This window comes from Pseudomonas sp. microsymbiont 2 (assembly GCF_054788395.1).
On sequence record NZ_CM139112.1, the window covers coordinates 3,638,163 to 3,656,296 of the forward strand.

General features: G+C 66.0%; 17 protein-coding genes and 1 riboswitch. Of the genes, 12 read left to right on the plus strand and 5 right to left on the minus strand.

The features are described from left to right. Nucleotides 1–136: 136 nt before the first annotated feature. On the minus strand, nucleotides 137–1,084 hold the full coding sequence (locus ACYUME_RS16290; RefSeq protein ID WP_460415759.1) for a substrate-binding domain-containing protein: 948 nt from the start codon (nucleotides 1,082–1,084) through the stop codon (nucleotides 137–139). Between the two features lie 342 nt (nucleotides 1,085–1,426). Between ACYUME_RS16290 and ACYUME_RS16295 the strand changes: the two genes are divergently transcribed. Next, nucleotides 1,427–2,515 (plus strand): asparaginase, encoded by a 1,089-nt coding sequence (locus tag ACYUME_RS16295; RefSeq protein ID WP_279884776.1) that lies wholly within the window; start codon nucleotides 1,427–1,429, stop codon nucleotides 2,513–2,515. Between the two features lie 57 nt (nucleotides 2,516–2,572). Here the strand turns inward: ACYUME_RS16295 and nfsB are convergent, their stop codons facing one another. Then, entirely contained in the window at nucleotides 2,573–3,226 is a 654-nt protein-coding gene (gene nfsB / locus ACYUME_RS16300) for an oxygen-insensitive NAD(P)H nitroreductase (RefSeq protein WP_460415761.1), read from the minus strand. Between the two features lie 102 nt (nucleotides 3,227–3,328). Here nfsB and ACYUME_RS16305 point away from each other — a divergent pair, with 102 nt between their 5' ends. After that, nucleotides 3,329–4,249, plus strand: coding sequence for a LysR family transcriptional regulator (locus tag ACYUME_RS16305; RefSeq protein WP_279884780.1), 921 nt, complete (start codon nucleotides 3,329–3,331; stop codon nucleotides 4,247–4,249). Between the two features lie 34 nt (nucleotides 4,250–4,283). After that, complete coding sequence (locus ACYUME_RS16310) at nucleotides 4,284–4,898, plus strand: LysE family translocator (protein ID WP_460415763.1); 615 nt, start codon at nucleotides 4,284–4,286, stop codon at nucleotides 4,896–4,898. Nucleotides 4,899–5,054: 156 nt separating this feature from the next. Here the strand turns inward: ACYUME_RS16310 and ACYUME_RS16315 are convergent, their stop codons facing one another. Then, on the minus strand, nucleotides 5,055–6,263 hold the full coding sequence (locus ACYUME_RS16315) for a sugar transporter (RefSeq protein ID WP_460415765.1): 1,209 nt from the start codon (nucleotides 6,261–6,263) through the stop codon (nucleotides 5,055–5,057). Between the two features lie 221 nt (nucleotides 6,264–6,484). On the opposite strand from ACYUME_RS16315, the gene ACYUME_RS16320 reads away from it, so the two are divergent. After that, nucleotides 6,485–7,798 (plus strand): hypothetical protein, encoded by a 1,314-nt coding sequence (locus ACYUME_RS16320; RefSeq protein ID WP_460415766.1) that lies wholly within the window; start codon nucleotides 6,485–6,487, stop codon nucleotides 7,796–7,798. A 45-nt stretch (nucleotides 7,799–7,843) separates the two neighbouring features. Here the strand turns inward: ACYUME_RS16320 and ACYUME_RS16325 are convergent, their stop codons facing one another. Further along, nucleotides 7,844–8,440: a TetR/AcrR family transcriptional regulator gene (locus tag ACYUME_RS16325; protein WP_460415768.1), complete on the minus strand. Its 597-nt coding sequence runs from the start codon at nucleotides 8,438–8,440 to the stop codon at nucleotides 7,844–7,846. Between the two features lie 92 nt (nucleotides 8,441–8,532). Between ACYUME_RS16325 and ACYUME_RS16330 the strand changes: the two genes are divergently transcribed. Then, a complete protein-coding gene (locus ACYUME_RS16330) occupies nucleotides 8,533–9,156 on the plus strand; it encodes an NAD(P)H-dependent oxidoreductase (protein ID WP_460415770.1) in 624 nt (207 codons plus the stop codon). 94 nt (nucleotides 9,157–9,250) lie between these two features. Here ACYUME_RS16330 and thpR read toward each other — a convergent pair whose 3' ends face one another. Beyond that, nucleotides 9,251–9,820: an RNA 2',3'-cyclic phosphodiesterase gene (thpR, locus tag ACYUME_RS16335; RefSeq protein WP_279884791.1), complete on the minus strand. Its 570-nt coding sequence runs from the start codon at nucleotides 9,818–9,820 to the stop codon at nucleotides 9,251–9,253. Between the two features lie 206 nt (nucleotides 9,821–10,026). Between thpR and lpxO the strand changes: the two genes are divergently transcribed. The 7 genes from lpxO to yghU all read left to right on the plus strand — a co-directional run bounded on the left by lpxO (nucleotide 10,027) and on the right by yghU (nucleotide 18,092). Next, complete coding sequence (gene lpxO, locus ACYUME_RS16340) at nucleotides 10,027–10,926, plus strand: lipid A hydroxylase LpxO (protein WP_279884793.1); 900 nt, start codon at nucleotides 10,027–10,029, stop codon at nucleotides 10,924–10,926. Nucleotides 10,927–11,029: 103 nt separating this feature from the next. Next, nucleotides 11,030–11,374, plus strand: a complete 345-nt coding sequence (locus ACYUME_RS16345) for a carboxymuconolactone decarboxylase family protein (protein ID WP_460415771.1) — start codon at nucleotides 11,030–11,032, stop codon at nucleotides 11,372–11,374. 77 nt (nucleotides 11,375–11,451) lie between these two features. Next, on the plus strand, nucleotides 11,452–12,021 hold the full coding sequence (locus ACYUME_RS16350) for a GNAT family N-acetyltransferase (protein ID WP_279884798.1): 570 nt from the start codon (nucleotides 11,452–11,454) through the stop codon (nucleotides 12,019–12,021). Between the two features lie 80 nt (nucleotides 12,022–12,101). Beyond that, nucleotides 12,102–12,306, plus strand: a riboswitch (cobalamin riboswitch). A 113-nt stretch (nucleotides 12,307–12,419) separates the two neighbouring features. Beyond that, the gene (locus ACYUME_RS16355; RefSeq protein WP_460415773.1) at nucleotides 12,420–14,549 is read left to right on the plus strand and encodes a TonB-dependent receptor; all 2,130 of its coding nucleotides are present in this window, start codon (nucleotides 12,420–12,422) and stop codon (nucleotides 14,547–14,549) included. 80 nt (nucleotides 14,550–14,629) lie between these two features. Further along, nucleotides 14,630–15,685 (plus strand): GlxA family transcriptional regulator, encoded by a 1,056-nt coding sequence (locus tag ACYUME_RS16360; protein ID WP_460415775.1) that lies wholly within the window; start codon nucleotides 14,630–14,632, stop codon nucleotides 15,683–15,685. Between the two features lie 169 nt (nucleotides 15,686–15,854). Continuing rightward, nucleotides 15,855–17,063, plus strand: coding sequence for an NAD(P)/FAD-dependent oxidoreductase (locus tag ACYUME_RS16365; RefSeq protein WP_460415777.1), 1,209 nt, complete (start codon nucleotides 15,855–15,857; stop codon nucleotides 17,061–17,063). Between the two features lie 189 nt (nucleotides 17,064–17,252). Further along, nucleotides 17,253–18,092 carry a glutathione-dependent disulfide-bond oxidoreductase gene (gene yghU / locus ACYUME_RS16370; protein ID WP_279884805.1) on the plus strand — a complete coding sequence of 280 codons (840 nt, stop codon included), beginning with the start codon at nucleotides 17,253–17,255 and terminating at the stop codon, nucleotides 18,090–18,092. Nucleotides 18,093–18,134 lie beyond the last annotated feature (42 nt).

An 18,134-nucleotide genomic window follows, 5' to 3' on the forward strand; every position in this document is an offset into this window, starting at 1 on the left:
AAAACCACGACTTCTTGATTCAACGACCGTCCCTGTGGGAGCGGGCTTGCCCGCGAAGCAGGCACCGCGATGGATGGCACCGGCTTCGCCGGTGTTCGCGGGCAAGCCCGCTCCCACAGTCAGTCGGACCGGACAATCACTGAGTAATCAGCTCGACCGGGGTCTGGATGACATTGTCGGCATCCACGCCCGGCTGCTCGCCCTTGAGCATCTTCAGAGCCGCCTGGATGCCGAACACCGCCTGCTGGCTGGCCGCCTGGTCGAGGGTGGCGAGCACGCGGCCGTCCTTGAGCATCGGCTTGATGGCGTTGATGTTGTCGTAGCCGACCACCTGCACCTGGCCGGTCTTGCCGGCGGCGCGCACGGCCGAGACGGCGCCCAGGGCCATGCTGTCGTTGCCGGCCAGCAGCGCCTTCAAATCGGGGTACTCGTTGAGCATCGAAGCGGCCACGGCGTTGCCTTTGTCGATCTCCCAGTTGCCCGACTGCACCGAGACGATCTTCATCTGCGCGGCTTCCATGGCGTCCTTGAAGCCGGCGGTGCGCTGCTGGGCATTGGTGGTGGTCGGCACGCCTTCGATGATGCCGACCTGGTCACCGGCCTTGAGCTTCTGCTGGACCAGGTAGTCGCCGACCAGGCGCGCGCCCTTGCGATTGTCCGGCCCCACGAATGGCACGCTGATGCCCTTGCTCTTGAGCACATCCGGGTCGAGGCGGTTGTCGATATTGACCACGGTGATGCCGGCGTCCATGGCCTTCTTGATCACCGGCACCAGCGCCTTGGAGTCGGCCGGGGCGATGACCAGGGCCTTGGCGCCGGTGGCGATCATCTGTTCGACGATGCGGATCTGGTTGCCGGTGTCGGTCTCGTCCTTGATGCCGTTGGCGACCAGGCTGAAGTCGTTCGGGTGGTCTTTCTGGTACGCCTTGGCGCCGTCTTCCATGGTGCGGAAGAACTCGTTGGCGAGGGATTTCATCACCAGGGCGACCTTGGGCGCCTCCTCGGCGTGAGCGGTGGACAGGGAGAAGATCAGCGACGAGAAAACGGCGAGGGCCAGCGGACGGCCAGGAAATGGCAGTTTCATGGAAAAGACTCCGAATCTTGTGGTTTTTATCGGATCGCAAACGTTTGCGGTGACTAACTATGGAAACGCGGCCCGTTTTTGTCAAATCCATTGCGCAAGGTGCCAATGATGCGCCGGCCGGATTATCCGCAATTTATCCGAAAAACCGAACACCTTTCCTGCGCCTTGTTCGGTAATCCGAACCAACCCTGCACGATGACCAGATGGTCATCTCATGGCGCAAGCGGTCAACCCGGGCGTTTCAAGATGAAATACGACGAACGGTAGTTGCTGGTACGAAATCTGCCTATGCCCCTGTGCGACACAGCAAACATCTCACCCAGGAAGAGAGAAGCAGAAATGATGAAATCCGCTCTTAAGACCTTCACGCCGGGCGCCCTGGCCCTGCTGCTGGTCCTGCCAACCATGGTCAGCGCCAAGGAAGCCGCGCAACAACAGAAGCTCGCCAACGTGGTGATCCTCGCCACCGGCGGTACCATCGCCGGCGCCGGCGCCAGCGCTGCCAACAGCGCCACCTACCAGGCCGCCAAGCTGGGCGTCGACAAGTTGATCGCCGGCGTGCCGGAACTGCAGGACCTGGCCAACGTGCGCGGCGAGCAGGTGATGCAGATCGCCTCGGAAAGCATCGGCAACGACGACCTGCTCAAGCTGGGCAAGCGTGTCGCCGAACTGGCCGACAGCAAGGATGTCGATGGCATCGTCATCACCCACGGCACCGACACCCTGGAAGAGACCGCCTACTTCCTGAACCTGGTGGAGAAGACCGACAAGCCGATCATCGTGGTCGGCTCGATGCGCCCGGGCACCGCCATGTCCGCCGACGGCATGCTCAACTTGTACAACGCCGTCGCCGTGGCCAGCAGCAAGGAAGCGCGCGGCAAGGGCGTGCTGGTGACCATGAACGACGAGATCCAGTCGGGTCGCGACGTGAGCAAGGCGGTCAACATCAAGACCGAAGCCTTCAAGAGCCAGTGGGGCCCGCTGGGCATGGTGGTCGAAGGCAAGTCGTACTTCTTCCGCCTGCCGGCCAAGCGCCACACCGTCAACTCGGAGTTCGACATCAAGAACATCAGCAGCCTGCCCGCCGTGGACATCGCCTACGGCTACGGCAACGTGACCGATACCGCCTACAAGGCGCTGGCCGCGGGTGGCGCCAAGGCAATCATCCACGCCGGCACCGGCAACGGTTCGGTGTCGTCGCGGGTAGTCCCTGCCCTGCAGGAACTGCGCAAGGACGGCGTACAGATCATTCGTTCGTCCCACGTCAACCAGGGCGGTTTCGTACTGCGCAACGCCGAACAGCCTGACGACAAGAACGACTGGGTCGTGGCCCACGACCTGAACCCGCAGAAAGCACGGATCCTGGCCATGGTCGCAATGACCAAGACCCAGGACAGCAAGGAGCTGCAGCGGATCTTCTGGGAATATTGATCGACGCGTGATGCGGGCCGGTGAGCGCACCGGCCCGTCCGTGATCCCGATGCGCGGTTACAGGAAGGTGAACACTTCGCTGGCCGGCAGGCGCGACTTGCTCAGCCCGGCATTGAAGTCCTCTTCGCTGCGATAGCCCAGGCTCATCAGCACCACGCTGGTGTAGCCCCGCTCACGCAGCCCCAGTTCGATGTCCAGCGCCTTGGCGTCGAACCCTTCGATCGGCGTGGCGTCCAGACCATGGGCGGCAGCGCCCAGCAGTGCGGTACCCAAAGCCAGGTACACCTGCTTCTCCATCCAGTGCTGCAGATCCTTGAAGTCATGACGGTGCAGGTCGACGTAGCCACGGCGACTCTGGTCCTGCGCGCCGCGCGCCTGCTCGCTGCGAAAACGCCCGTCGGCGGCTTCCTGCTCCAGCACCGCCTGCAGGTGCTGCTCGGTGGCATTGGTGCGTGCGGCGAACACGATCACATGAGAGGCATCACGGATCTTCGGGCTGTTGTAGGCGAACCGGGCATCGGTGGCCTTGGCCAGGCGATCCTTGCCTTCGGCGGTATCGGCGACCACGAAGTGCCAGGGCTGCGAGTTGACCGAGGACGGACTGTGACGCAGCTGCTCGAGCAAGGCATCGATGGTGGCCTGGGGGATCTTGCGAGCGGCATCGTAGGCTTTGGTGGTGTAGCGGCGCTTGGCGAGGGCAACGGTATCCATGTGCGGTAGTTCCTCAAGGGTCGTGGATGCCGGGCATCTTATCTTCCCGGCCCGAAAGAAAAACCAGCACAATGCAGCAACACTTTCATCCCCGGAGTGAAAATGCTGCGCCTCAACGACCTCGAACTGTTCACCCGTGCCAGCGCCCTGGGCAGCTTCACCGCCGCCGCCCATGAAGCCGACCTGTTGCCCGGCCAGGTAGCCGCGGCAATCAAGCGCCTGGAGCGCGAGCTCGATGTGCGCCTGTTCGCTCGCACCACCCGCAGCCTGCGCCTGACCGCCGAGGGCGAACTGTACCTGCCCACCGCCCAGCGGGTGCTCGACGCCCTGCGCCAGGGTCGCGAGGATCTGCATGGCAGCCACAGCTGCCTGCGTGGCGTGCTGCAGGTGGCAGCGCCCTCGGACATGGGGCGCAACCTGCTGCGTCCGTGGTTGAGCGCGTTTCGCCGCGAGCATCCGGGGCTAGGCCTGCGCTTCTTTCTCTCCGACCAGCTGGCCGACCTGTATCGCGACCCGGTGGATGTCGCCATCCGCTACGGCCTGAACGAAGACGCCAACTACATCGCCCTGCCCCTGGCACCCTGGAACCGCCGGGTGCTGGTGGCCTCGCCCGCCTACCTGGCCCGCCATGGCCGGCCCTGCACGCCGGACGACCTGCAGCAGCACGATTGCCTGTTGTACCTGCAGCAAAGCCGGGTATACGACAAATGGCGCCTGGGCAACCGTACCGTACAGGTGCGCGGGCCGCTGTTCAGCGACGACGCCGACGTGGTCCGGCGCTGGGCCCTGGAGGGCGAAGGGATCGTCTACAAGTCGTGGCTGGATGTCAGCGCCAACGTCGCCGCCGGCGAGCTGGAAGTGCTGCTGCCCGAGCACCCTGGCGAGCCGACCCCGGTGACCCTGGTCTGCCCGCACCGCAAGCAACTGACACCGGCAGTGACGCAGCTGCACCTGTGGCTGCGCGAACGCTTCGCCACGTTGCGCCCGGAGGACATGTTGCAGCGGCTGTCGCCGGGCGTATAGTGCAGCCACCCCCGACTGCAAGGAGCTGTCATTCATGCCAAGCCTGGAGTTTCTCGTCACCGCGCTGATCATCGTGCTGATCCCCGGCAGTGGGGTCATCCTCACCGTCTCCAGCGCCCTGGTGGCTGGGCGGCGCGCCTGCCTGTGGACCGCCTCGGGCTGCACCCTGGGGATCGTCCCGCACCTGCTGGCCTCGGTGCTGGGCCTGTCGGCGCTGCTGCACGCCAGCGCCCTGGCATTCCAGGGGCTGAAATTCGCCGGCGTCGCCTACCTGCTGTACCTGGCCTACGCCACCTGGCGCGATCGCGCCGCCTTCGCCGTGGACGAACACGCTGCCCCTGCCCCGGCCAGCCAGCTGGTGCTCAAGGCCTGCCTGTTGAACATCCTCAACCCTAAGCTGACGCTGTTCTTCCTCGCTTTCCTGCCGCAGTTCATCGACCCGCATGCAGGCTCCGCGACCCTGCAGATGCTTGGCCTGAGCGCCGTGTTCATGGCCATGACGTTCGTCGTGTTCGTGCTCTATGGCCTGCTCGCCCACCTGTTCCGTCGCGCGGTGATCGACTCGCCCAAGGTCCAGGCCTGGCTGCGCCGCAGTTTCGCCGCCTCGTTCGCCGCGCTGGGCATCAACCTGGCGTTCGCCCAGCGCTGAGTCCTGCGTGATCGCTCTAAACCTGGGGCCGCTTCTGCTCTAAGGTCCAGGCCTATCAAGGGTTGCGGCGAACACTTGGCGGCGCTACTCGGTCAGTGGCCTCGCGCCCAAGCGACTAGATCGACCTGATGGAGCCGCCGCCAGCCTGTACCGCCCTCAGGCCGGCGGGTGGCTCAACGCCTCGCGGAAACGCCGGGTGCTGGCCACCGCCAGCAGCAGCCCGACGAGCGCCACGCTGCCACCCATCCAGCCGATATTGGCCACCCCCATCTGGCTGCTGACGATACTGCCCAGCAACGCGCCGCCACCGATACCGATGTTGTAGATGCCGGAGAACAGCGCCATGGCCACATCGGTGGCGTCCGAGGCGAGCTTGAGGGTCTTGGACTGCAGCGCCAGGCTGAAGCTGAGAATCGCCACGCCCCAGACCATGCTCAGGCCGGCGAACACGTAGAAATTGCCCGACAGCGGCAGCAACAGCAGCAAGCAGATCGCGACCCCGCCGATGGCGCCCACCAGGAAGCCGTGGGGGAAACGGTCGCTGTAGCGACTGAACAGCAACGACCCGAACACCCCGGCGCCGCCGAACAGCAGCAGCAATAGCGTGGTGCGCTCGCCGCCAATCTGCGCCACGTGCAGGGCGAACGGCTCGATATAGCTGTAGGCGGTGAACTGCGCGGTGATCACCAGCGTCACCAGCACATAGGTGATCACCAGCGCCGGGCGCCTGAACAGGATCGGCAGGCTGCGCAGCGACCCCGAGTTCTGGCTCGGCAGCAGCGGCAGCGACTTCATCAGGCAGAGCATGGTCGCCAGCGCCACCCCGGCGATGCACAGGAAGGTGATGCGCCAGCCCAGCGCCTCGCCCACCACCCGGCCCAGGGGAATGCCCATGACCATCGCCAGTGTCGTGCCGGTGGCCAGCAGACCCAGCGCCTTGGCCTGCTGGCCTGGCGGTGCCACGCGCACCGCAAGCGAAGCGGTGATGGCCCAGAACACGGCATGGGCCAGGGCGATGCCGATGCGACTGACCAGCAGCATGGCGAAGCTCTGCGACAGCCACGACAACAAGTGACTGACGATGAACACCAGGAACACGAACAGCAGCAGGCGCCGCCGTTCGACGTTGCGGGTCATCAGCATCATCGGCAGCGACGCCAGTGCCACCACCCAGGCGTAGATGGTCAGCATCAAGCCGACCTGCGCGGTGCTCATGTCGAAACTGCGGCCGATGTCGCTGAGCAGCGCCACCGGCACGAACTCGGTGGTATTGAAGATGAACGCCGCCAGCGCCAGGGCGATGACGCTCAGCCAGCTGCCGTTGCCGACGGTCGGCGGCAGCGAAGTGGGTACGGGACCATTCATGGGAAAACGCTTTTCTCCACGCGCAAGACGATATGACGCGCATCACCTGCCTGCTTCCAGGGTCGCTGACGCACGTTTTTTATTGAAAGGATGCCGGGCATGGTACGCATCCGGTCAGGGCCTCACAACCATGGGCGCGGACGGAGTACCATGCGCGCCTTCGTGCACTCTTTTGTTGCACGACCACTTGCGGCATCGCGGAACAAGGAGCTCGATCGGCCATGGACAAGCAGCATCCCCAGCGGCAGTGGCGCGAGGCAGTGGTCGCCTACGCCCAGGCCGTCAACCGATATGTCGCGCAAGGCCACGCGCACGGCTGTAGCACTCTCGAGGAGCCCCAGGCCCCGGCCACCGGCCACCTGCTCGACGCCTGGCAGGCCGCCCTGCTGGCCATCAACCAGCCCGGTATCGACGCGCAGCAGCGCCAACTGTTCCGCGAAGCCTGGCCACCGGCGCACCAGCCCCTGCTCGCGCTGCTGGACGAACATGCCCAGGCCATCGGCCACCTGCTGCTGCTCGACGACGGTAGCCTGCTGGCGCGTATCGGCATGCCCTTCGACAAGGGCCATGTGCTGCGCATCGATGATCGCGGCGCCACGCCGGTGATCGGCGTGGAGCATTTCGGTCGCTGCCCGCAACGCCGTTACTACGCCCTGGCCAATGCCGACGGCGTGCGCGTCACCGATGGCTGGGGCGGCCCATTGGTGGCGCGCCTGGCCTGGCCCCATGGCCTGGAAGGGTTGCCGCCCGGTTACCCGTTCGATCCGCTGGACCTGCCGCCAACGCCCAGCGCATTGATCCCGTTCCCCGATGGTCAGCGCGTGTTGCTGGTCAGCAGCGACGGCATCTTCGTGCTGGCCGGCAGCGGCGCCACTCGCCTGCTGCCGCGTGAGCAGGCCATTCTCGACGCTCTGCAGCGCGGCACCGACCCGGACGACATCGCCCTGGAACTGGCCATGGAGCATGCCGCGCTGTCGCCCGATGGGCGGCTGATCGCCCTGGGCGAACAGTGCGGTCGCCACCTGGTGCTCGACGCGTGCTTGCGGCCCCTGGCCGACATCGAGCCAGCCAGCAAATACCCGCACTTCGCCCTGTTCAACCGACGCGGCGACCACCTGCTGCTCAACGCCTGCCACGCTCACCACGGCGCCACCCTGGGCGTCCCCGTAGCCGATCTGGGCTGCCAACATCACCATCACCGAGCGGCCCCGCGCGCACGGTTGCTGCAAGAGGGTGCACGCCTGCATGCCGGTGTCGCCCGCGACGGTGAGTACATCGTCGGCGACGCCCATGGCTACCTGCGCGCCCTGGGCGAGGATGGCCGCGAGCGCTGGCGGCACTACCTCGGCTCGACCATCAGCGCCATGGACATCAGTGCCGACGGCAAGACCCTGGCGGTGGCCAGCCATGCCGGGTTCATCTCTGTGGTCGCCCTCGACAGCGGGCGACCGGATTGGCAGATCGGCACCGGTCCCCATGGCGAGGTGCGCCGCTGGGTGTGCTGGAAAGGCTTCGACGGACCACTGGCCTGGTGAGCCCGCGCCGGGTGGGCTGCCACAGTCTGCCGATGCAGTCGCCGACTACTGGCGCTGCACCATCGCCACAATGGTCGCCTGCAACTCCTGCTTGGCCTGCTCGGCACTCAACTCGCCCGCTGCCGCGGCTTGCGACAACGCATCCGCCGCGCCGACCAATACCCACAGCCCGGCGTCGCCAATGCCCCGCCCCGGCGCAAACGGCGCCAACGCCTGGCGGCACTTGTCCATGAATGGGCCGTCGTAGCCTCGTTTCAACGCCTCCATCTCCGGCGACCCGGCCAGGGCCGCGCTCACGCCGGGAATCTCCCGGCCTTGGGTCGCCACACAGTCCACATAAGCCTCGGCGATCACCCATGCGCGCCCCGACAGATCGGCCGGGCAATGGGCCAGCGCCGTATCGAGCATCGCGGTCTGGCGTGCGTCGTACTCCTGATACAGCGCCAGCAGCAAGCCGTTGCGGGTTTCGAAATGGTCGTACACCACCGGCTTGGTCACCCCGGCCTGCTCGGCCAGTCGGCCCAGGGTCAGGGCGTCGGTGCCCTCGTCGCGCACCAGCTGCCATGCCACATCAAGCAGTTGGCGGCGGCGCTCCTCACGGGACAGGCGTTTGCGCGGGGCGTTCTTTTCATCGCTTGACATCGACTACCTACCAAAAGTAACTTACCAATCGTAACTTACCGTGAGTATATAACCCTCGCCGCGTCCTTGCATCCTTTTCTGGAGACTGCGCCATGCATGCCTTGATCGTCATCGCTCATCACGACCCCGAGTCCCTTACCCACGCCCTCGCCCGACAGATCGCCGACGGCCTGCGCGCAGCCGGCCATACCAGCGAATTCGCCGACCTGGCCCAGGAAGGTTTCGATCCGCGCTTCGGCCTGGCCGACCACGCCGTGCATCGGCGCCTGGGGGCGCCACCTGCCGACGTGCTGGCCGAGCAGGCACGCATCGAGCGCGCCGACACCCTGGTACTGGTCTACCCCATCTACTGGTGGTCGTTGCCGGCGCTGCTCAAGGGTTGGGTCGAGCGGGTGTTCAGCAACGGCTGGGCCTTCGACTATGCCGCCGATGGCAGCACCACCAAGCTGCTGCACGGCCTGACCGCGCACCTGGTCGGCGTGGCCGGCGCCGACACCGGCACCTTCGAGCGGCACGGCTATGGCGAGGCGATGCGGGTGCAGATAGAGCACGGGATCTTCGACTACTGCGGCGCCCGGGTGTCGAGCTCGACCTTGCTCGATGACAGCGAAGGCGCCGATCCAGTGCGGCACCTGCAGACGGCACGGCAATTGGGGGCGACGCTGTTCGCTGAAACCGCGCATAGCGAATTGACGCCTGCCGGCTCAATCGCCTGACAGTATGGGCCCCCTCCACCGCGGCGCCTGCTTCGCGGGCAAGCCCGCTTCCACAGGGACTGCGTGGGGCCATGCGGTCCCTGTGGGAGCGGGTTCACCCGCGAACACCGGCGACGCCGGTGCCATCCAGCGCCCAGTGTGCCAAGGGCCAGTAACGGCCCTTGCGCGACTCGTAGAGCACAAAACTGCGAGCCGTCAGGTAGAAGTCCGGTGCTTGCCCCGCCTCGGGCACCGGCGCCCGGAAATCCCGGGACAGTGTCAGGTGCGGTCGGTACTCCTTCGCTTGGCCATCCAGGCCCAACGGCTGCAACGCTTGCTGCAAGGCATACACCAGCTGGCGCAAGGCCATGGGCACCTGGCCAGGCTCCAGTACCAGCGCACTGGCACGCGGCCAGACCTGAAGCCGGTCGAGCGGCAAGCGCAACGGCGCCTGCGGCCGCTTGAGCCGATCGACAACCGCGCATATCGCCGGAACCTGACTCGCGTCCACATCCCCGAGAAACAGCAACGTGACATGGAAGTTGTCCGCCGGCACCGGCTTGCCGCTGCGCAGGCCCAGCCCACGCCGCCATTGCGCCAGGGCACGGCACTGGGCCTCGCCGACCGGCAAGGCGAAGAACAGGCGCTTGAAGGGGGCGCCGTCGGGGCGCGCGTCCTGGATCATGTGAAGTTCTCCCTGGCAGCGATTGAAACACTCATCACAAGGTAAAAAGGCGACAGCAGGCTGTTGAAACGTTTACGCACGCTATCAGCCATTGCACCTAAGTCGGTCAGACAAGACGTAACAATAAGTACAAACCCGGCCCACGATTGTTTATGCTGGCGAGCTTACGCCATGGCGCATGGCCATTTTTCGACAAGTAAACGTCCATGAAAATTGCACTCGTACTGATCTTCGTCTTCTCGATCGCCTACGTTCACCTGCGCGGGCGCGTCCGCCACAAGCTGACCCGCCAGCTGGGCGATCACTCCAGCTTCCTGGCCCCGGTCAACGCCTTCCTCTACCTGTTCTCCAAGCACCCGGCCAAGCCGTACCTGCCGGTGGAGGCCTTCCCCGAACTGCAGCCCCTGCAGGACCACTGGCAGGAAATCCGCGAGGAAGGCCAGCGCCTGCTGCACGCCGGCGAGATCAAGAAATCCGACAACTACGACGATGTCGGCTTCAACTCGTTCTTCAAGACCGGCTGGAAGCGCTTCTACCTGAAATGGTACGGCGAGAGCCACCCTTCGGCGATGACCCTGTGCCCGCGCACCACCGAACTGCTCCAGAACATCGGCACGGTCAAGGCGGCGATGTTCGCCACCCTGCCACCGGGCGCCAAGCTGGTGCGCCACCGTGACCCGTACGCCGGTTCCTATCGCTACCACCTGGGCCTGGACACGCCCAACGACGATGGCTGCTACATCGACGTGGACGGCGAGAAGTACTCCTGGCGCGACGGCCAGGGCGTGGTGTTCGACGAGACCTACATTCACTACGCCGCCAACACCACCGAGCACAACCGCATCATCCTGTTCTGCGACGTCGAACGCCCGCTCAAGTACCGCTGGGCGACCGCCTTCAACCGCTGGTTCAGCCGCAACGTCATGGCCGCCGCCGCCGCGCCCAACGACGCCAGCGACAAGACCGGTGGCATCAACCGCCTGTTCACCCGCATCTACAAGATCCGTGAGCGCGGCAAGGCGATGAAAAAACGCAACCGCACCCGCTACTACCTGGAGAAGTGGGCCGTGGTCGCAGCGCTGGTGCTGGTGTTCATCTACATCTGATCGTGCCTCAGGCTCGCTCCCGGCATGGGAGCGGGCTGCCTCCCACCGCCCGAACATCGTCTAGCCTCAAAGCTCCTGTTACCAACCTGACAAGGTGAAGACGATGAGCATGATGGACTGGGACGCCTACCGTAAGCAGTTGATGGCCGGCATCGGCGATCTCAAGCACCTCTCTCCCGATACCGTGGCCGGCTACATGACCGCCAGCGGCGCCGGGGCCAAGACCAACCACCTGGACGCCAAGACCCGCGAGCTGATCTCCCTGGCCGTGGCCGTCACCACCCGCTGCGACGGCTGCATCGCCGTGCATTCGCAGCAGGCGGTCAAGCATGGAGCCAGCCGTGAAGAGATCGCCGAGGCGCTGGGCGTGGCGGTGGCGATGAATGCCGGCGCCGCCCTGGTGTATTCGGCCCGGGCCCTGGACGCGGTGGGCAAGGCCGACGGTTGAGGGCAATTGCGCCGCCGCCCTTGCGCGGCGGCGCGGTCCCCACCAGACTTGGCGCCCCAGCCCGCGCAGGAGTCGCCATGATCCACATTCGCCCCATGACACCGGAAGACTTCGAGCGCTTCTGGCCGACCTTCCAGGCCATCGTCCAGGCGCGCCAGACCTACGCCTTCGACCCACAACTGAGCTTCGAGCAGGCCCGCGCGCTCTGGCTGCAAACGCCCCTGCGCACGTTGGTGGCCGAGCAGGACGGCGAACTGCTCGGCTCGTATTTCCTCAAGGCCAATGCCGCCGGCCCCGGCGGCCACGTGGGCAACTGCGGCTACATGGTCTGCGAGAACGCCCGTGGCCGTGGCGTGGCCAGGCTGATGTGCGAACACTCGCAGAAGCTCGCTCGCCAGGAGGGCTTCCTGGCCCTGCAGTTCAACTCGGTGGTGGCCACCAACGAAGTGGCCGTGGCGCTGTGGCACAAGCTCGGCTTCGAGACCGTGGGGCGCCTGCCCAAGGCCTACCGCCATGCCGAACTGGGCCTGGTGGACAGCTTGGTGATGTACAAGTGGCTGGCCGATGAGCCGGTGGTGGAAAAGCCCGCCCTGCTGATCGGTCGCAAGAATATCGAGGCGCGGGTGTCCCGACGGCGCGGACGCTGACTCGCCGACAGCTCTGCGACAGCGACTGCACGGCGCCGCCCGCCCACTCGAACGATTGACTCCCCCACCATTCGATGGTCAGATGCGCGCCAGTTTCAGGTGTCCTGCGCCGTCGCGCGCAGGGTGAAACGGGAAGCCGGTGCGTCGTAGTCACGACAAGTCCGGCGCTGCCCCCGCAACGGTAAGCGAGCGAGCCCTTCGACAGACCACTGTGCGCCAGCATGGGAAGGTGAAGGCCTCATGACCCTCGCAAGCCCGGAGACCGGCCTGAAGCTCCACTTGGCAACCCGCGGTGGGCGGGCGCAGGCCGGTATCCGCGTGCGCGCCTGCGTGCGTGGGTCGCGCGTCTATGCATTGTTTCCACCGGGATCCATTCATTCCTGCAGCAGTGGAACGACATGTCCCGATACCCCAAGCTTCATACCCTGGCGGCCTGCCTGGCCGTCTCCTTGCCGGCACTGGCCGACGAGCACGAGGTCGGCGCCCTCACCCTGCCCTCCACGGCGATCACCGATACCCGCGACCAGGCAACCGTCGACCTGACGACCCCGACCCAGGCCGGTTCGCGGCTGAACCTCAGCGCCCTGGAAACCCCGGCCAGCACCAGTAGCATCAGCGCCGAACAGATCCAGCAGCGCAACAACCTGACCGTGCAGGACGCCGTCACCCGCTCGCCGGGCATCACCTTCATCGGCACCCCGGGCAATGGCGGCACCGCCCTCTCCGCCCGTGGTTTCACCGGGCACAGCTCGGTCATGACCCTGTTCGATGGCGCGCGGCTGTACACCGGCGCCGGCACCCAGAGTTTCCCGGTCGATCCGTGGATGGTCGAGCGCATCGACGTGATCCGCGGCCCGGCCTCGGTGCTGTATGGCGAGGGCGCCACCGGCGCGGTGGTCAATGTGATCCCGAAAAAGCCGTTCGCCGGCGAAATCCGCAATCATGTACGCCTCGGCTATGGCTCCTGGGATCGCCAGCAACTGGGCCTGGACAGCGGCGGCAGCCTGAGCGAACGCCTCAGCTACCGTGTCACCCTGAACAAGCAGGAAGGCAACGGCTATGTCGACCGCACCGACTCACGTAGCCTGGCGCTCAGCGCCGCGCTGCGCTTCGATGCCAGCGACGATTTGAGCTTCACCCTCGCCCACGAGCGTGGCGACGCGCAGCCGACCAACTACTTTGGCACCCCGCTGATCGATGGTCACCTGCGCGGCAGCCTGAGCAAGAAGAACTACAACGTGCGCAACGACGTGCAGCGCTACCACGACGAATGGACGCGCTTCAACACCGACTGGGTCATCAGCGACAACGTCAGCGCCAGCAACCAGCTCTACTACATCAAGAGCCGTCGTCACTGGCGCAACGCCGAGGACTATACCTGGCAGGCCGATACCGGTTTGCTGCAACGTGGCAGCTACCTGGAGATCAAGCACAACCAGGAACAGATCGGCGATCGCCAGAGCTTCACCTTCGACCACACCCTGTTCGGCTTGCGCAGCAAGACCGTGGCCGGCGCTGAATACAACCGGATCCGCTTCAACGTCGACAGCAACTCGCCCTATATCGATGCCGAGCCAAGCGACTACATCGACCCCTGGCACCCGGCTCCGGGTGGCTTCCACAGCGACTCGCCGCTCAAGCCGCAGACCCTGTCCACCACCCGCACCTTCGCCCTGTTCGCCGAAAACCGCACCGAGCTGACAGAACGCCTGTCGCTGGTCACCGGCGTGCGCCGCGACCAGAACCACATCGAGCGCGACAACCTGGTCAACGGCACCCGCAACGATCGCAGCCTGCAAGGTGGCAACTGGCGGGTTGGCCTGGTGTATGCGCTGACCGAAGACCTGTCGTTCTACGGCCAGTACTCCACCAGCGAAGACGGCGTCAGCAACCTGGTCAGCCTCAGCCCGACGCAGATGAACTACGACCTGACCGAGGCGAAGCAGACCGAGTTCGGCGTCAAGCAGCGCTTCTGGGAAGGCCGTGGGGAATGGACCCTGGCCGCCTACCACATCGTCAAGAAAAAGCTGCTGGTCTATGACCCGGTCTCCAAGCTCCAGCAGCAAGCCGGCCAGCAGACCTCCGATGGCCTCGAGGCCACGCTGGAGCTGGCGCTGGGCAACCAGTGGCAGCTGTCCGCCAACGCCGCGCTGGTGCGCGCGCAGTACGACGAGTATCTGCAAAGCACCTCCCAGGGCGTGATGGACCGCGCCGGCAATCGTCCGGCCAACGTCCCGCGCCGCACCGCCAACCTATGGCTGAGCAAAGGCTTCGGCCAGACCGTCGACGCCGGTATCGGCCTGCGCTATGTGGACCAGCGCTACGCCGACGTCGCCAACAGCCAGCAAGTGCCCGGCTACACCGTGGTCGATGCCAATCTCGGCTGGCAGGTGCTGCCGGATGTGCGCCTGGGCCTGCAGGTGAACAACCTGCTCGATCGCCAGTACGTGGCTTCGGCGCACAGCGGCGAGCAGTGGCTGCTGGGCACGCCACGTTCGTACTTCGCAACGCTCGACTACAGCTTCTGAACCACTGCTCGCGCGGCGCTTGATCAACGCCGCGCGAGCTGCTCGACTATGGCCATGCCTTCGTTCGCAAGCCGCGCGCCATGACCGACATCCCGCACCTGCCCGCCTCGCCCGTGCCGGCCCTCGACCAGCCGCGCACCCTGCTGTTTCTCGCCTACGGGCAAATGGGCCTGCTTGACCTGACCGGCGCGCAGACCGTGTTCTGGGCCGCGACCAAGGCCCGGGCCACGCGCGGCCTGCCGGGCTACCGCATCATCACCGCCAGCCTCGAGGGCGGCCTGGTCAGCACCGCCGAAGGGTTGGCGATCGCCACCGAGCCCCTGGCACCCTGGCTGCGCGAGCCGTTCGACACCCTGGTGGTGCCGGGCGCCCCGGAGATCGTGCGCACCCTGCCCGAGCACGGCGAGCTGGTCAGCTGGCTGCGCCTGGCCGCCGCGCAAGCCCGGCGCACCGCCTCGGTGTGCAGCGGCACCTTCCTGCTGGCCGCCGCCGGCCTGCTCGACGGGCGCCGCGCGGCGACCCACTGGGCCATGTGCGACGCCCTGCACCAACGCTTCCCGGCCATCGACGTGGACGGCGAAGCGATCTTCGTGCAACAGGACAATGTCTGGACCTCGGCAGGCGTCAGCGCTGGCATCGACCTGGCACTGGCGCTGGTCGAAAGCGACTGCGGCCGTGGCGTCGCCATGGAGGTCGCCCGCGAGTTGGTGGTGTTCCTCAAGCGCCCGGGCGGGCAGGCGCAGTTCAGCGAACTGCTCAAGGCCCAGGGCGAGGACAGCGCCGCGTTCGACGCGCTGCACGTGTGGCTCAACGACCACCTGGACGACCCGCGCCTGAACGTCGAGCGCCTGGCCGCGCAGGCACGCATGAGCCTGCGCAACTTCACCCGCGTCTACAAGCAGAAGACTGGCCGTACGCCGGCCAAGGCCATCGAACTGTTTCGCCTCGAAGCGGCGCGGCGGCTGCTGGAGAACACCGAGCTGCACATCGAGCAGATCGCCCGGCGCTGTGGCTTTGGTGGCGAGGAACGCATGCGCCTGGCATTCCAGCGCCACCTGGCCGTGACCCCGCGCGACTACCGCGCGCGCTTCGCCCACTGCGTGCCACTGGCCGAAATCCAGGGTTCTTTGGCCTAGGGCCAATAACGCCGGGCGCTTAGCATCCTGGCGGCAGAAGTGATCCCCCGCGGCTCACGTCTGTCGGCACGCGGCCCATCCCAGCCAGCAAGGCGTACGCTTTTCCCACCGCCGTGCCCGAACCGACAACACCAACAACCCCGGTCTTCGGAACCGCCAGGAGCACCCCATGAAACAGATCCTGATCATTGGCGCAGGCTTCGCCGGGCTGTGGAGCGCCCTGGGCGCCGCCCGCCTGCTCGACCAGCACCAGCGCGACGACGTGCGCATCACTCTCCTCGCACCTCAGGCCGAACTGCATATCCGCCCACGCTTCTACGAGCCCGAGGTCCACACCATGGCCGCGCCGCTGCAGGCGCTGTTCGACACGGTCGGTGTGCAGTTCGTCAGAGGCAGCGCCCTGCACATCGACGAAGACGCGCGCCAGGTCACCTACCGTGACCCCGCGGGCAAGGAGGCGAAGCTCGGCTACGATCGCCTGATCATGGCCTGCGGCAGCCTGCTCAACCGACCAACGCTGGAAGGTTTCGACCAGCATGCCTTCGATGTCGACAAGATCGACTCGGCCAGCCGCCTGGAACAACACCTCAAGTCCCTGGCCAGCCGCCCCGACAGCCCGGCACGCAATACCGTGGTGGTGGCTGGCGGCGGCTTCACCGGCATCGAGACCGCCACTGAACTGCCGGCGCGCCTGCGCAAGATCCTGGGCGAGCACACCAGGCTGCGCATCGTGGTGGTCGACCGTGGCACGAAGATCGGCGCCGCGCTGGGTGACGGTATTCGCCCGGCCATCGAACAAGCATCGGCGGCACTGGGCATCGAATGGATCTGCGGCGCCACGGTGGCGGCGGTGGACGCCGGTGGCGTGCTGCTCGACAACGGCGAGCGCATCGCCGCAAGCACGGTGATCTGGACCGTCGGCTTCAAGGCCAATCCGTTGACCGAGCAGGTCAGCGGCGAGCGCGACCGCCAAGGACGCCTGCACGTCGACGGCCACCTCAAGGTCAAGGGCAACGCGGCAGTGTATGCCGCCGGGGATGTGGCGTACGCGGCATGCGACGATACCGGCAACCACGCCGTGATGTCCTGCCAGCACGCCATTCCACTGGGCCGCTATGCCGGCAACAATGCCGCCGCCGAACTGATCGGCGTGGCGCCGATGACCTACAGCCAACCCAAGTACGTTACCTGCCTGGACCTCGGCGCCTGGGGCGCGGTGTATACCGAAGGCTGGGAGCGCACGGTCTCGCCGCCTACCGACAAGGTCGAGGCCAAGGCGCTCAAGCAGCAGATCAATTCGGTGTGGATCTACCCTCCGGCCGCCGACGATCGAGCGGCTGCGCTGGCAGCTGCCGATCCATTGATTCCGGTGGCCTGACGGCCTGTCGTGGGTTTCAGTCACGGCCCGGGGCTTCGCGGCTGAAACCCACAATGTTGCGCAAGTAAAGCCTTCGCCTTCGATACCCGTTATGCATCGAATGCATTTGTCCTGCGCGCCGAACCCATGGCATGAATGCAGGTCCACGTCTTTACCTGACGACATCCCTGCTTCCAGGAGACTTCGCGCATGAGCAAGCCCAGCTACGTCCCGCCCAAGGTCTGGACCTTCGAGGCACCCTCGGGCGGTCAATTCGCCAGCATCAACCGCCCGGTCGCTGGCCCCACCCACGACAAGCCGCTGCCGCTGGGCAAGCATCCGCTGCAGCTCTATTCCCTGGCCACGCCCAACGGGGTCAAGGTGACCATCCTGCTCGAGGAGCTGCTGGCCCTGGGGCACGCTGGCGCCGAGTACGACGCCTGGCTGATCCGCATTGGCGAGGGCGACCAGTTCGGCAGTGGTTTCGTCGACGTCAACCCGAACTCGAAGATCCCGGCGTTGCTCGATCGCAGTGTCGAACCACCGGTGCGGGTCTTCGAATCAGGCTCGATCCTGCTGTACCTCGCGGAGAAGTTCGGCGCCTTCCTGCCCAAGGCACCGGCCGCGCGCACCGAGAGCCTGAACTGGCTGTTCTGGCAGATGGGCTCGGCACCCTACCTGGGCGGCGGGTTCGGTCATTTCTACGTCTACGCGCCGGAGAAGTTCGAATACGCCATCAACCGCTTCACCATGGAGGCCAAGCGCCAACTCGACGTGCTCGATCAGCGCCTGGCCCAAAGCACCTACCTGGGCGGCGACGAATACAGCATCGCCGACATCGCCGTGTGGCCATGGTACGGCCAGCTGGTACGCGGCAATCTGTACGGCGCGGCAGAGTTCCTCGCGGTGCATGAATACCCGCATGTGCAGCGCTGGGCAGAAATCATCGCCCAGCGCCCGGCGGTGCAGCGCGGCACCCGGGTCAACCGTACCTGGGGCGACGAGGCGAGCCAGGTGCCGGAACGGCATGCCGCGGCCGATCTAATTTGATACGCGCGCGGGAGCGATGGCGCATCGCTCCCACAACGTTTT